The organism is Lysinibacillus sp. FSL M8-0134, assembly GCF_038069745.1.
GTDB classification, from domain to species: Bacteria; Bacillota; Bacilli; order Bacillales_A; family Planococcaceae; genus Lysinibacillus; species Lysinibacillus irui.
In genome coordinates, this window is record NZ_JBBPAJ010000001.1 from 1,449,633 (window position 1) to 1,464,299 (window position 14,667).

Consider the following 14,667-nt stretch of genomic DNA (forward strand, 5'->3'; position numbering starts at 1 on the left):
GAATGAAGATTAAAGATAAATAAAATCGAAATTCCACCTTCCTTCATCCATTTTTAGTGAGGGAAGGCTTAACTTCAAGTAGGTTGTCACGGAAATTTAAGAAAAAGGAGAGAAATAGGATGGAACGTGAAGGGAATTATTTAAAATCCCCAGATTTACTTCCAGTGACACATCAACAAAGAAATATTGGAACATTTGGTTTTGCGGTAATTTGGGTAGGAATGGCGATTGTATTAGCGGCTTTTGCTATCGGTGGTTCAGCAATAATGAACTTATCATTGCCAATGGTCATATTTGCAACATTGGTAGGTTCCTGTTTAATCGGTGTCTTTATGACGTTAATTGGTGATATTGGGATAGAGCATGGGCTTTCTTTCCCTGTCTATATGCGCGCACCATTCGGTACATTTGGTACCCATATACCATCCCTTGTACGTGGTGTTACTGCTGCATGTTGGTTCGGTCTTAATACCTATTTCGGTGCGTTAGCAATAAACGGTATTTTAAACTTATTATTTGGTTTTGATAATTGGTTTATCTGTTTCCTTGTTTTTGCAGCACTTCAACTCTTTAATACATCACTAGGCATTAAATCCATTGAACGCTTTGCTGATTTAGCAGCACCTGTCATTATTTTAATTTCTTGCTGGATGTATTACACATTGGCAGATAATGCTACATCTCAAGGGAAAAATGTTTGGACATGGGTGGAAACTCCAACAACAGGCTTTGCCGCCTTTACCGCGTTTATGGTAGTGGTAATGGCAAATATGGGCTTCTGGGCAACACTGGCAGCTGACATGCCGTCCTTGTCTCGGTTTTTTAAAGCACCTAAAAATGAGCGTAACTGGTTCAAACGTAATAAAACACAGCTCGTTGGGTCATTGATCGTTATGCCGATTACCAACACATTCATTGTAACAATTGGCGCTGTTTGTTATATGGCTGTAGCTTCTGCTGATCCAATCAATGCTTTACAGCAAAGTGCAAGCGGCTTTATTTTAGGGATTTTATTGTTGATGATTGTGTTAGCGCAATGGTCAACTAATACATCAGCCAATGTTGTACCAGCGGCTACTATTTTCTCTAATATTGGTGGACCAAAAGTACCGTTTTGGGTAGGGGTTGTTATTGCAGGTATAATTGGAATTCTGGCACAGCCATGGAGTCTATTTGATGTCATGGTCAATGTCCTATTAATAATTGGTGGTATTTTAACGGCCATCGTCGGTATTTTATTTGCTGATTATTACCTACTCCGTAAGCGTCGTGTACACGTTAAAGACCTTTATGAATTAAACGGACAATTTAAATATTATAAGGGCTTTAATATGGCTGGATTAATTGCCTGGGTAATTGGGGGCACTATTGCGAATATATTTGCAACCTATTCCTCGCTAGTAGGGTTTGTTGTAGGAGCGGCTGTATATTATGTATTGGCGAAGTATTGGTGGTTTAAAAAGTATCCTCAGGCAGAGCTAGATGATCCAAGCGATGACAAATATTTAGGCATTACGGTTGGGCATAATTTGGATGAAATATTTGGCCAACCAGCAGCTGCTCCAGAGGAAGATGAACTGGTGGAGCAAGCAGATCCTCTGTTAGAAATGAAGGGTGCCGAGTAAGAAAGACAACATCTTGACATTTTCAAAAGAAGGTGAGGTGATGGCATGTCTGAATTCCAACAAAGCACAGAGGAAATCCAAAAAGTGGATTATTATTTAGATAGTGGCTTCAAAATCAAATATGTCTACGAAAACTTAAGTGGGATGTTTGTCGAATTTGCTCGCCAAGATGAAGTAACATTACTGCAAATTTTAACAGCAGATGCACGGAAATACTTCTCTGCTAAATTACAAGAACAAACTTTATTACAATAACGAAGTAAACTCTATTCCTTTCATCGTGATCGGAATAGAGTTTTTTGAATTTTCGGATTATAGTAGGGCTATATATGACAGGAATCAGCGGATGGATTCCGGGTTCTTAGAAAATGGATAAATAATTAAACAAAGAGGTGTCTCTACTGATGAGTAAAGGCATCTTTTTATTTCTATGAGCATAGCTATTCTATAAAAATAGCCATATTTTTTGTTTTTCCTAAAAATACATTTGTCTTTTTTAGAAAAATTGATTATTATTTTAAAGTAAAAACATCGTAGAAAGAACAACAGAAAAGAGGCGTAACAGAGTGGCCAATAAAGAATTAAAACGAGGATTAGAAGCACGTCATATCCAAATGATTGCGCTTGGCGGGACAATTGGAGTTGGCCTATTTATGGGCTCAGCAAGTGCTATTCAATGGACGGGTCCTTCTGTACTCCTTGCCTATGGGATTGCAGGTATTTTTATATTTTTCATTATGAGGGCAATGGGTGAGATGCTTTATATGGAGCCGAGTACTGGCTCTTTTGCGACATTTGGTTACAAATATATTCATCCGTTGGCGGGTTATTTAACTGCGTGGAGTAACTGGTTTCAATGGGTAATTGTTGGGATGTCGGAAATTATAGCAGTGGGAACGTATATGCAATATTGGTACCCTGAGTTACCAGCTTGGATACCGGGTCTTATTGCTATGGTGATATTAGGGGTTGCGAACTTTATCTCTGTCAAATCATTTGGTGAGTTTGAGTTTTGGTTTGCTATGATTAAAATCGTCACAATTATTTTGATGATTATTGCAGGGGTTGGACTAATTTTCTTTGGCTTTGGCAATGATGGTATTGCGATTGGCTTATCCAACTTATGGAGTCATGGTGGCTTCTTTACTGGTGGCTGGACAGGTTTCTTCTTTGCATTATCCTTAGTAGTCGCTGCCTATCAAGGGGTAGAGCTAATTGGGATTACGGCGGGAGAAGCAAAAAATCCGCAGAAAACAATTACCAATGCGATTCAAAGTATTATTTGGCGTATTTTAATATTTTATATCGGAGCTATTTTTGTGATTGTCACAGTCTATCCATGGGATGAACTTGGCACAATCGGTAGCCCGTTTGTTGCAACATTTGCTAAGGTTGGTATTACAGCTGCTGCAGGTATTATTAATTTTGTTGTCATCACAGCGGCTATGTCAGGCTGTAACAGTGGGATTTATAGTGCTGGACGTATGTTATATACGCTTGCTATGAATGGACAAGCACCCAAATTTTTCGCCAAGCTTTCGAGTAATGGTGTACCTTTATTTGGTACAGCTGGTGTGTTAGTTGGACTTGTTATTGGCGTTATTCTTAGCTATATTGCACCTGAAAATTTATTTGTCTATGTGTATAGTGCGAGTGTTTTACCAGGGATGATTCCATGGTTTATTATTTTAATTAGTCAAATTCGATTTAGAAAGGTGAAGGGAGCCCAACTTGCAGAGCATCCTTTCAAAATGCCTTTCGCGCCATTAACAAACTATGTAACGATTATCTTTTTAATTATGGTACTAATTGGTATGTGGTTTAATGATGATACGCGTATATCATTAATTGTCGGCATCGTTTTTTTAGTACTTGTCACAGTCAGCTACTATGTATTTGGTATTGGCAAAAACCGATACGGTAAGATTCAATAGAATAGTTTAAGAGGATGCATCTCAAAAATGGGATGCATCCTTTTTTTGCTAGCACAATTTTTACATAATTCAACTGTAAAAAGCCAAACTACTAAAAAGTTTATACGATGGACATGTCTTGGGAAATCAAGGAGTTGATATGGATGCGTGGGATACCTGAACAAATCGTTGCACATTTAAAGCAGGAATTAAATGAAATAGATGATGTAAAACTGAAAATGATGGCAACGGAAGAAGGGGACGTCACGGTCATTTATTTCTCCTCTCTTATTGAAAAAATGACCTTACAAACCATGGTAATAATACCGTTGGCCAATAATTTAAAACAGATACATCAAATGTCTCAATATATAGATGCAAAGGACGTAAAGGATGTCATTAAACGATTGAATGCTGGTCAAACCTTGCTATTCTTTCATGAAACAAATGCACTTGTAAGTATGGATACATTTAGTGCACCAATCAGAGCTATAACCAATACTGAAACAGAATCAACCGTGATTGGGCCACAGGATGCATTCACAGAATCATTGGAAACCAATATTTCTTTAGTAAGAAGACGTATTCAAAGTTCTATGCTAAAAAATGAAAACCGGATTGTAGGTTCTGAGGCTAATATTAAAATATCGATCGTGTATATGGACAATATTGTGAATGACGAAAACTTGAAAAATTTAAGAAATCGTATTGATCAAGTGAATTATCCATTATTTACGGATATTTCAGTTTTAAAGCAATTAATAGAAGATAATCCGTTATCACCCTTTCCACAATATTATATGACCGTACGTCCAGATAGTGTTTGTCGGTACCTTCTAGATGGTAGAATTGTTGTTTTTATGGATAACAGTCAATTAGCGATTGTCTGCCCTACATCCTTTTTTGAGATGTTCGTTTCGATTGAGGATTATTACAACCGCTGGACAACGGCATCTTTATTAAGGATGCTGCGCTTTTTTGGTTTTTTCATAACGATCATGATTACACCAATGTATATTTCAGCTTTAACCTTCCATCCAGAAATTTTGCCTTATGAATTATTGTTAAGCCTTCAAGAGTCGAGGAGTAAGGTACCATTTCCACCTTTGATTGAAGTGTTATTTATCGAGCTAATTATTGAAGTCTTACGAGAAGCGGGCTCTCGAATGCCTGCAAAAGTCGGCCAAACAATTGGTATCGTAGGAGGTATTGTAATAGGTACGGCGGCTGTAGAAGCTGGATTACTCAGCAATATTCTAATCGTCCTGGTCGCAACATCTGCCTTATTATCGTTCCTACCACCAATATTTTTAATGAGTAATACGAGCCGCTTTATACGATATATTTTTATTTTATCCGCAGGGCTCTTTGGTTTATTTGGCCAGATGCTCGCCTTTGCATGGTTAATCCATCATTTACTAAGTCTAAAATCTTTAGGAACAAATTATATGACACCAGGGATACCAAGAAAGCCGACAGATTTATTAGATAATGTCATCAGATTTCCATTGAAATATTTAACGAAAAAGACGGGGATTTCAAGAACTCAGTCAAAACAGCAGGAAGAGAAATTAGGTGAAGACGTTGAGCACAGCTAAATTAAAGGTTTTGAACCGCTACCATGTCATCTTTTTGGCTCAAAGCATTATGATTGGTACAGGTATACTTTCGTTGCCGCAAAAAATGAGTTCGATGGGGTATACTCAGTGGCTTGTGCCGATTATATTTGGAATAACTGCTACGTTAACTCTTTGGCCAATGGTTTGGCTTTGCTCTAAATATCCTACTGAGCATTTATTTCGTATCAACGAAATATTATTAGGAAAAATCATAGGAAAGGCCATTAACCTATTTTTTGTCTTGCAATTTATTGTCTTTAGTGCAGGTATCATTAGTAATTATATGCATCTCATTCAAAGTACAGCGCTGCCTGAACAAACGATCACATTGCCTGTTATTTGTTTATTACTTTTACTTATTTACATTGTAAGTGGAGGCATAAAATCAATAGCTAGATTTTGCATGATGACTTTTTTTATAACAATCCCCATGGTCTACTTTACGCGGTGGGCAATTGAAAAAGGGGAGTTTAGCCATTTACTTCCGTTATTTAATTTTAATGCGAAACAATTTTTTGATGCGTTTAAAGATGGCTATTTATCAATCCTTGGTTATGAATTAATCATGATTTATTTTCCTTATATTATGGATCAGAAAAAGGCATTTCGCCATTCGCTAATCGGGATTTGGATTAGTATTTTTCTTTGTTTTTTCACAACAGTCGTAAGTGTCATCTATTATTCTGAATGGCAATTGAAAAATGTGGAGTTTTCTGTATTGAATTTATTTAAAGCTGGTGAATTTACGTTTGTTGAACGAATAGATATTATTGGGATCACGCTATGGGTATTTTTAATATTATCATCCGTAACTGCCTATGTATGGTGTGCCAAAATAGGAATTGACTCAGTATTTAAAAAGAAAAAAATTTATATACTCTATTTAATTGCAGCTATCATATTTGTGATTGTCAAGATGCCTTTTTCCCGCGAGGTTCAAGAAAAGCTATTTGCAGCAAGTAATTATATAGGCTATATGCTAATTATTTGGCCAGTCATATTAATGCTCGTATATGCAGTTAGAAAAAAGAAGGTGGAGCAATGAATAAAAAGCTTCTATGCATCATCCTTTCCTTGTTATTGTTACTAGTTGGTTGTGCAAGAAAGGAACAAAAGGTTCCACTAGAGGATATAGGTATGGTTGGTACAATGGCTTTTGATTATATAGATGATAAGCAAATGAAATTAACCGTAGCCATTCCGCAGTATTCGCCCGAAGCACAAAAAAACACACAAATTTTCTCTGTTGCTACTGACCTTGTTTCAAATGGAATAGTAGAAATTGAAAAGCTATCAGATAAAAAGATTGTCTTTAACCAATTACGTGTTGTCTTAGTCAATGAAGAGTTTGCACGAAAAGGGCAGGTGCGAAAGGTTATTCAGCATTTATACAGAAATGCAGAGGTAGGCAATAAGGTACTTATTGCTATTGCAAAGGACAATGCAGAAACTATTTTAAAGGGAGATTATCCTGATAAACCAAACATTAATTTTTATATTAATGATCTTTTAGAGCCAAGTATTAATACGGCGTTTAATCCCAATACAAATGTCCATGATTTCATTTACACCATTTCAAATCCAGTGATAGACACAATTCTTCCTTATATTGAAAAGCTTGATGATAAGTTAGAAATAAAGGGTGTTGCTATTTTTAAAGGGAGCCATATGCATGAACTGATAAAGCCAGAGGAAGCGCTCATTATTCAAGCTTTACAGGGACGAAAAAATCTGGCGCCGCTCCATTTAGATTTGCATGAGGGACATGGTGAAGAGAAGCTGATGATTGATTTAATTGAGAGTACGGTCAATATACAAAGCAATAAGGATATTGAGTCACCTAAGATAACCATTAACCTTAACATTAAAGGGACATTAAGCGAATATAAAGGCGCAAGAGAGTATGAGCTAAAAACCGCTGAGAGCATTAGTCATTTGGAGAAAGATGTTAATAAGCAGCTAAAAGAGGATATCACTAAATTTCTAGATAAATTAAAAACGATGGATGTGGATCCTAGTGGATTAAGTGAGAAATTTAGAATGTATTATCACGGAAAATGGACGACTAAAAAAACAAGGGAACTAATTAGAAAGCTAAATACAGAAGTACATGTTAAGACATCCATTATTAGTACAGGAACCTTAAAATAAAAGGACAATCAAATCTGCAATCCATTAGAGCGCAGATCTGTTCGTCCTTTTTTATGTTTATGATTTGCGCATAATAAAGCTTAAATGTCTGCCTGCTTTTTTGTCCTGACGGTAAGAGAAGCCATCAGGGCTAAGGAATGTGCAGGTTGCATCAATTTGTATTTGCTCTGTTGGAATACCTGCAAGCTCACATTGTTTTTTGACGGTTTGTTGATTATCAATATGATATTTATTGGTTTCAGCATTAAAATACATGAATTGTTCAGCATAGCCCAGGCTATGGAATTTTTCGTAGACATCTGCGTCAACCTCAAACTTTTGCTGACTTAGAGCCATGCCGATTTGAACATGAAAATCCTCAGGTCGGCATTGTTCTTCATGTACTAGATGTTGGAATAACTTTAGGGTTATTTCTTTGACTGTTCCTTGCCAGCCTGAATGGATAACACCAACTAGTCCATTCACTGCATTATAAAAAATAACGGGAACGCAATCTGCGGTAAAGCTACATACTAATAAATTGGGCTCTGTGGTATAAAGAGCATCCGTATTTTTAACTGCTGTATCCATTTGCTCAGCTCCACGTCCTTTATCGGCCAATGTAACCTTGTGGAAATTAGCACTATGGGTTTGCTCTGTACAAATAAATTGTTGTAAATCACAGTTCAACGTAGCAGCTAATTGTTGACGATTTTCAATCACATCTTGAACATTGTCGCAAATGTGCAACGCCATATTATTTTGCTCCAATTCCAATGGGTCTTTTAAGGTAGTACCCGCAATAAATTGTTCATTATCTACATAAATTTTTGTTTTCATTCTAATCACCTCGTTTTACTATATAGGATTACTTATGGAAAGTATAGGTTGCAGTTATTTGTTATTTAGCTCTCTTTTACCCGACTATCAATCTTTTAGACATAATGAACCAATTTCCCTACATATAGTGGAAGGAATGATATTGATAGCTAGAGGAGAGGGCAAATTTTGAGTGAACTAAACATATTATTGATTTGCCAATTAGGCATGGGCCTTTTTTGGATTATTACATATATACTCGTTATTTATAAAGGATGGCGAGATAAACAATATGGCATGCCCATGGCGGCAATTTGTGCCAATATTTCATGGGAGTTTATCTTTGCTTTTATCTACCCGCAAAATGATCTCCAACGATTCATTACGCTCATTTGGTTCCTATTAGACATCTTTATTTTAATGCAATTTTTACGCTATGCTCCAAATGAATACCGTAGAATGCTTTCAAAAAAATTATTGTATTTCTCCTTTTTGCTGACTTTAGTTTTCAGCATGTTGACGATTTTAGGCTTAGTCCATGAGTTTCATGATTACGAAGGGAAGTACGCGGCCTTTTTTCAAAATCTCATGATGTCCGGTTTATTTATCGCTCTATTGTTGCAAAGGGGGAATTTGGCGGGCCAGTCGATGGCAATTGCTATCTGTAAAATGTTAGGTACATTGTTTGCCTCAGTTGGCTTTTATCTCTACTTCCGCACGCCACTGATTACCATTATTTCTGTGGCAACGCTCTTTTATGATTGGCTTTATATTCTCTTAATCTATCGTTGGCAGAAGCAAAAACCAAAATTATAACAGATGTACCTATTGGTAATGTATGCTAATTACAAATAGATTGCAACTTGATGACAAGGGAAAGGATAAAGAAGGGCGTCAAAATGGGCTTTTTCTGTTAATGTTGGGGGCATGTCATACAATTGTAAAAATCCTTCCAAATATTTTGTGATGATTATCGCACTAAAACTATTTACGATAGTAGTAGAGCAAAGAGGAAGGATGATTAACATGTTGAACAAAATCAAAAAAGCAGCATTTTCTTCAGTAATAGCAGCTTCTTTATTAGTACCAGTAGGAGCAATGGCAGCTGAATCCTATACTGTAGCATCTGGAGATACTCTATGGAAAATAGCGTTGAAAACAGGAACTGGAGTACAAGAATTAATTGATGCCAATCCACAGCTTGCGAATCCAAATCAAATTTCCCCTGGACAAAAAATCACTGTTTCTGTAAAGGAACAAGCAAGTGTTGAACAAGAGGTAGTTAAACTTGTCAATGCAGAGCGCGCAAAAGCAGGTCTACCAGCATTACATGAAGATTTAGAGCTATCAAAAGTAGCAAAAAACAAATCTCAAGATATGCATGATAAACATTACTTTGACCACACTAGTCCAACATATGGCTCACCTTTTACTATGATGAAAAACTTCGGCATCACCTATAAATCGGCTGGCGAAAATATCGCGAAGGGCCAACGTTCAGCTCAAGAGGTTGTCACAGCTTGGATGAATAGTGAAGGACACCGAGCTAATATTCTCAACAAAAGCTACACACATATTGGGATAGGCTATGTACAGGATGGGAACTACTGGACACAAATGTTTATTCAAAAATAATTATACAGAACTGCCCGAATTCAGTTGTCACTGATGAGGGACAGTTCTTTTTATGTAGATAAATAAAATCAAATCAATCCATTTTGTATATTAAACATCCCTTAATACTTTTCAGAAACAATATGTTTGGGTAAAACGCACAAGAAATTACAATTTTTTCGGCATATTGTATCCATATATGATAGAAAGGGCGTTTATTGTGGGAAAAGAACAAAAATTTTTTAGGTTTAAGTTTAAATCCAATCCTGCTTGTCATTGTCATTGTTGTGGTTTTTGTTGCCCTTGCCGTTGTAAGCCACCATTTTTACCAGAACCACCAATACCAGTCTGTGATTATTTAGTATATGTGACGGATGCTGGGCAGTTAGAAACCCCTGATAATAGGGTATCAGTGATTGATACAGCGACAAATACTATTGTTGCTTCCATTCCAGTAGGAACGGCTCCTTTAGAGGTAGCGATCACACCAAACGGAGCATTTGGTTATGTTCCAGCACTCTTCTCCGATAATGTCACAGTTTTTAATACTGCAACAAATACGGTAGTCACTACGATTCCTGTAGGAGATGAGCCGCTTGGTATTGCGATTTCACCAAATGGTGCCCTTGCTTATGTCTCAAATCATGGACCAGCAGCTAACTCTGTATCCGTCATTGATACAGCGACAAATACCGTAACAGCTACCATTCCAGTTGGGCTCCAACCTCAAGGTATCGCTTTTACGCCGAATAGTGCGTTTGCCTACGTGGCAAATGAAAATTCAGGTACTGTATCGGTTATTAACACAGCTACTAATACGGTGGTTGCTACAATCCCTGTTGGAATTCGCCCAAGATCCATTGTTTTTACTCCAAGTGGACAATTTGCTTACGTTACAAATGAAAATAGCAACAATGTATCTGTCATTAATGTTGCAACAAATACAGTAATCAATACAATTCCTGTGGGAACAGGGCCTGTAGGAACAGCCATTACGCCTGATGGCACACTTTTGTATATTGTCAATAAAGGTAGTAATACTGTTTCTGTCATCAGTACAGCAACAAATATGGTGATAGCTACAATTCCTGTAGGATCATCTCCTGATCAAGTAACCATTTTGCCAAATGGAATGTTGGCATATGTCACAAATCAAACGGACAACACAGTATCTGTTATAGATATTGCAACCAATATGGTAGTAGATACAATTCCAGGATTTAATGGTCCGACTGGTATAGATACTGGAACAATCTGCCTATAGTAAATGAGCTAATTTTTTGAAGTACTCAAAGATTGCAAACAAAATTAAAGTAGTAGCCTCCTAAAAATCAACACCACTAAAATTCAAGACGTCATATTGGGGTGTTAAAGAAAGTAATGGCCAAAAGATGTTCTGATAGAAAGTTACGAATGAATTGTATAGCATGATTTTGGATAGCTCTCTCATTTTAAATTTTAGTATGGCTATCCTAGCACTACATAATTTTATTAAATGTTGATTTCAAAGGTCGTTATGATTTATGTTTCCCATTAACAGATAAATAAATTTCCATAAAAACCACACACTATTAGCAATATACGAATAAGATGTCTCTGTAGTATGAAGATAGAGGTAGGTGTACATTGTTGAGAAAGAAGTGGATGGCTGCATTTTGCGTATTAAGTATGATAGGACTAGTGGGATGTCAAAAAAATGCCGCAAATGAGCATAGGCTAGAGCAAGAAAATCAGCAATTAAAGCAACAAATCGAAGAATTACAAAAGCCTGTTAACTCCGAGCAAATAACGCAAAATGAGCCGGCTATTGTAGAGATAGTGGATCCTACGACAAACACGATTATTGAAACGATTTCACCAAAGGAAAGTGGCTATGAGACAAATCCGCAAGCCTATCAGCAGTTTATCGAGCAAGTGGCTAAGGAATTAGCGAGAGGAACGAATACAATCAATGGCTATGATCAGCGGATGGTGCTTGATCGATTGGATGAAACAGGGAATATAATTAAGGGAAGACCACAAACGATTTTAAAAGAAAGTGAATTAGTGGAGAGAGTTTTAGAAGCCTCAGCGACTGGTGGTCAAGTGGAAGTGCCACTTTATATCACTCAAAGTGGCTATTCGCTTGAGGATATTCCTTATTTAGAGGAGGTTGTTGTCTCATCCTTTACAACCTATTTTAATAGCGCTGATGTGGGGAGAAATAAAAACATTGAGCTTTCTGCCAAGGCCATTGATAATGTCATCGTTGGCAGTGGGGACCATTTTTCGTTTAATTCGGTTGTGGGACCACGAGATGAAGCTCATGGCTATCAGCCTGCACCAGAAATTATTAATAAAAAAGTTGTCATGGGCATCGGCGGGGGGATCTGTCAAACATCTTCAACCCTGTTTAATGCAGTGGATCAAATTCCAGTTAAATATGTGGAGCGCCATCACCATTCCTTAGACGTAGGGTATGTACCAAAGGGGAGGGACGCAACGGTGTCCTATGGTAGTTTAGATTTTAGATTTCAAAACACTAATGATGTACCATTTTTAATAAAGACTAGCTATGGCAAAGATTTTCTAACAATCGAAATACGAACAGCAGAGAAATATGTAGAATTATTGACAAAGCAATAATATAGTGAAAAGACACTAATAGACATTGGTGTCTTTTTTTAGGTGCCATGATATAGTTAATTTGAAAAGCTCTGGGAGGGGAAAACCATGCATCCAAAAATACAGGCAGTAATTGATTCTATTGATTTATACCAAGCGACTTATCCAGAAGATGCTTGTGTCATAGTGGCAGATACAGAAAGGGTTCTTGCCTACAAACCAGGTAAACATGTTGACCTGAAAGTAGGGATAGGTGAATCCGTCCATACATATAGAGGAACCGCAACGGAAATAGCATTAAGTTCAGGTCGATTTGTGAAGGAAGAACGAAGTGCAGAAGGATTTGGTATGGCCTATATCGCCTCTGCACAGCCTATTTTTGATGGTGGACAAGTTATAGGCGTATTAAGTGCCATTATTTCGAATGAAAAAATGGATAATATGCGTTTATTAGCTACAGAACTTTCAAGTACTGTGGAAGAAATGACTACTACAAATGAAGGGTTAGCCACTGCTAGTATGGATGTTTCAAAACGTTTGGAAGAGCTATCTAATTTCTCTGAATCGATGGCTGGCGACATTGAACAAATCAATGTCATTGTTAATTTAGTAAAAGATTTGGCAATGAAATCAAAAATTCTTGGCTTAAATGCTTCGATTGAAGCTGCACGTTCTGGTGAGCATGGGCGTGGCTTCGCGGTTGTCGCTTCAGAAATTCAAAAAATGTCCCAAAGCAGTACTGATAGTGCAGATAGTATTACAAGACAATTAGAAAGCATTAAGCAATCTATTGATCAAGTGAATGCTTCTGCTAATCAAATTGCTGCCTTTACCCAGCAATTTGCAGAAAGTATGCACGAATTAACGGATGCCTATAAAGGGGTTAATAATACAGCAGAAAAGCTCATGCATATTAGCGAGATTAAAGGATAGCATAGAAAAAAGGATAATAGCCAAGTAGATTGCTATTATCCTACTCTATAATTAAATAATTTCTAAAATTTCTTGAGGAGTTGCTACCTTGTATTCAGGCTCTTCATTTTTAACCACTTCCTTGGCATCATAGCCCCATTCCACCCAAGCAATGGGCACACCTGCTTTTTTACAAGCCACAATATCCCGTTGTTCATCCCCGATATATAGCACATCGGATGAGTGAACATTCGATTCCTTTAAAAACTTTTTCATCACTTTATCCTTGCCGAAAATTCGGTTTGAGCAAAGAACATCGGCTACACAATGAATACCGTTCATTTTTAGAAATTCTAAAATATTGTCCTTAGAATTTGAGGAAATAATGAGGATTTTATAGCCTCTTTTATCAATTTCCAGCAGTACTTCTTTCATTCCATCAAAAAGATGAACATCATTTAACGATTGGCGATACAATTTATAAAATTGCGGTAAAATCATCGGCAATTTATACATTGGAAAATCAAATAATTTACTCCGTTCAGAAATCGATAATTTTTTCAAGGCATCAATTTCCTTTAATTCGATGCCTTTAAATTTATATTTTTGAGCTAATGTATTCCATGCTGATGCAAACACGGCAGTTGAATCTGCCAATGTTCCATCAAAATCAAAGATAATATGCTTCATTGCAAACTTTCTCCTTTACCATCTAGTTGTATTGACGTTTTATGCTTAAAAATGTTACATGGAATGGGCTAACAACTGCCTCATGAAACAACAACCATTTTGAGCGTACGTAAACATCTTATGGTAAATATTATCAAAAAATACTGCGATTGCAACGGAAATGGTCGTACAAAAAAGCGCTCTCTCAAAAGAAATTGGGCTTTCAAACGATAGACGCCAACTCAAAAAAATAAGTGTTTGCCTATTGTTTATGCATTAAAATGAAAAAAGCCAGTATTTAAAAACAATTGTAATCTCTAAAAATTTGTGTTAGATTAATTGATACTATTATTCGAAAGGAGGTAAAAAGTGATGGAAGCTAAATTCGCAAAAGGTTTGATTGAGATAGAGGTGAAATCTTACAATTTCTGTGGGGACTTGCTGGCAAAGGGAGAGGTCTGCCCTTTTTTAAGCAAATTTCATATGGAAACAGGTTCCGGAAGCTTTTTACCTTCAAATTATCATAATTATTTTTAGTAGTATTACTGTAAAATAGAAAGCAGGGTAAGCGCCGGTTCTTGATCGGCGCTTTTTGTGTTTTATTGTGAAATATAGAATAAAGCCTCTTCATTACAGAGGTTTATTTTTTCAAAGGTGCCGTTTATTACGGTGCCTTTTTTTTATTGGGGGAGGAGAGAGAAGTGATGTGTAACCTTATACGTCCATTTATTTCTTAAGTGCTAACGCTTGGTGAAATGATGG

At 36.8% G+C, this 14,667-nt stretch carries 13 protein-coding genes and 1 pseudogene; 12 read left to right on the top strand and 2 right to left on the bottom strand.

Annotated features, from left to right (window positions below; genetic code table 11):
* Positions 1-119 precede the first annotated feature (119 nt).
* The 6 genes from MKY49_RS07095 to MKY49_RS07120 all read left to right on the top strand — a co-directional run bounded on the left by MKY49_RS07095 (position 120) and on the right by MKY49_RS07120 (position 7,308).
* Positions 120-1,625 carry an NCS1 family transporter gene (locus MKY49_RS07095; RefSeq protein WP_341385855.1) on the top strand — a complete coding sequence of 502 codons (1,506 nt, stop codon included), beginning with the start codon at positions 120-122 and terminating at the stop codon, positions 1,623-1,625.
* 45 nt (positions 1,626-1,670) lie between these two features.
* Positions 1,671-1,880 carry a hypothetical protein gene (locus MKY49_RS07100; RefSeq protein ID WP_341385856.1) on the top strand — a complete coding sequence of 70 codons (210 nt, stop codon included), beginning with the start codon at positions 1,671-1,673 and terminating at the stop codon, positions 1,878-1,880.
* Between the two features lie 311 nt (positions 1,881-2,191).
* Positions 2,192-3,559 carry an amino acid permease gene (locus tag MKY49_RS07105; protein ID WP_274796409.1) on the top strand — a complete coding sequence of 456 codons (1,368 nt, stop codon included), beginning with the start codon at positions 2,192-2,194 and terminating at the stop codon, positions 3,557-3,559.
* Between the two features lie 143 nt (positions 3,560-3,702).
* A complete protein-coding gene (locus tag MKY49_RS07110; RefSeq protein WP_341385857.1) occupies positions 3,703-5,136 on the top strand; it encodes a spore germination protein in 1,434 nt (477 codons plus the stop codon).
* Positions 5,123-6,202: a GerAB/ArcD/ProY family transporter gene (locus MKY49_RS07115; protein ID WP_312505778.1), complete on the top strand. Its 1,080-nt coding sequence runs from the start codon at positions 5,123-5,125 to the stop codon at positions 6,200-6,202. The genes MKY49_RS07110 and MKY49_RS07115 overlap by 14 nt, the downstream gene beginning before the upstream one ends.
* Positions 6,199-7,308 carry a Ger(x)C family spore germination protein gene (locus MKY49_RS07120; protein ID WP_274796412.1) on the top strand — a complete coding sequence of 370 codons (1,110 nt, stop codon included), beginning with the start codon at positions 6,199-6,201 and terminating at the stop codon, positions 7,306-7,308. Before MKY49_RS07115 ends, MKY49_RS07120 begins: the two co-directional genes overlap by 4 nt.
* A 57-nt stretch (positions 7,309-7,365) precedes the next feature.
* Here MKY49_RS07120 and pgeF read toward each other — a convergent pair whose 3' ends face one another.
* Entirely contained in the window at positions 7,366-8,127 is a 762-nt protein-coding gene (gene pgeF, locus MKY49_RS07125; protein ID WP_341385858.1) for a peptidoglycan editing factor PgeF, read from the bottom strand.
* A gap of 168 nt (positions 8,128-8,295) precedes the next feature.
* On the opposite strand from pgeF, the gene MKY49_RS07130 reads away from it, so the two are divergent.
* The 5 genes and pseudogenes from MKY49_RS07130 (at position 8,296) to MKY49_RS07150 (ending at position 13,257) form a co-directional block, all read left to right on the top strand.
* The gene (locus MKY49_RS07130; RefSeq protein ID WP_274796414.1) at positions 8,296-8,922 is read left to right on the top strand and encodes a transmembrane-type terpene cyclase; all 627 of its coding nucleotides are present in this window, start codon (positions 8,296-8,298) and stop codon (positions 8,920-8,922) included.
* Positions 8,923-9,132: 210 nt separating this feature from the next.
* A complete protein-coding gene (locus MKY49_RS07135) occupies positions 9,133-9,741 on the top strand; it encodes a CAP domain-containing protein (RefSeq protein ID WP_313470601.1) in 609 nt (202 codons plus the stop codon).
* 283 nt (positions 9,742-10,024) lie between these two features.
* Positions 10,025-10,984, top strand: a pseudogene (locus tag MKY49_RS07140) (beta-propeller fold lactonase family protein); the annotation flags it as partial.
* 365 nt (positions 10,985-11,349) lie between these two features.
* Entirely contained in the window at positions 11,350-12,345 is a 996-nt protein-coding gene (locus MKY49_RS07145) for a VanW family protein (protein ID WP_341385859.1), read from the top strand.
* 87 nt (positions 12,346-12,432) lie between these two features.
* Positions 12,433-13,257 (top strand): methyl-accepting chemotaxis protein, encoded by an 825-nt coding sequence (locus tag MKY49_RS07150; protein WP_274796417.1) that lies wholly within the window; start codon positions 12,433-12,435, stop codon positions 13,255-13,257.
* Positions 13,258-13,308: 51 nt separating this feature from the next.
* Here the strand turns inward: MKY49_RS07150 and MKY49_RS07155 are convergent, their stop codons facing one another.
* On the bottom strand, positions 13,309-13,926 hold the full coding sequence (locus tag MKY49_RS07155; protein WP_312505583.1) for an HAD-IA family hydrolase: 618 nt from the start codon (positions 13,924-13,926) through the stop codon (positions 13,309-13,311).
* A gap of 348 nt (positions 13,927-14,274) precedes the next feature.
* Here MKY49_RS07155 and MKY49_RS07160 point away from each other — a divergent pair, with 348 nt between their 5' ends.
* Complete coding sequence (locus tag MKY49_RS07160) at positions 14,275-14,442, top strand: hypothetical protein (RefSeq protein ID WP_274797400.1); 168 nt, start codon at positions 14,275-14,277, stop codon at positions 14,440-14,442.
* Positions 14,443-14,667 lie beyond the last annotated feature (225 nt).

Coding starts and splice junctions, on each gene's coding strand:
- MKY49_RS07100 (WP_341385856.1), top strand. CDS start 1,671: ATGTCTGAATTCCAACAAAGCACAGAGGAAATCCAAAAAGTGGATTAT.
- MKY49_RS07120 (WP_274796412.1), top strand. CDS start 6,199: ATGAATAAAAAGCTTCTATGCATCATCCTTTCCTTGTTATTGTTACTA.
- pgeF (WP_341385858.1), bottom strand. CDS start 8,127: ATGAAAACAAAAATTTATGTAGATAATGAACAATTTATTGCGGGTACT.
- MKY49_RS07135 (WP_313470601.1), top strand. CDS start 9,133: ATGTTGAACAAAATCAAAAAAGCAGCATTTTCTTCAGTAATAGCAGCT.
- MKY49_RS07155 (WP_312505583.1), bottom strand. CDS start 13,926: ATGAAGCATATTATCTTTGATTTTGATGGAACATTGGCAGATTCAACT.
- MKY49_RS07150 (WP_274796417.1), top strand. CDS start 12,433: ATGCATCCAAAAATACAGGCAGTAATTGATTCTATTGATTTATACCAA.
- MKY49_RS07095 (WP_341385855.1), top strand. CDS start 120: ATGGAACGTGAAGGGAATTATTTAAAATCCCCAGATTTACTTCCAGTG.
- MKY49_RS07110 (WP_341385857.1), top strand. CDS start 3,703: ATGCGTGGGATACCTGAACAAATCGTTGCACATTTAAAGCAGGAATTA.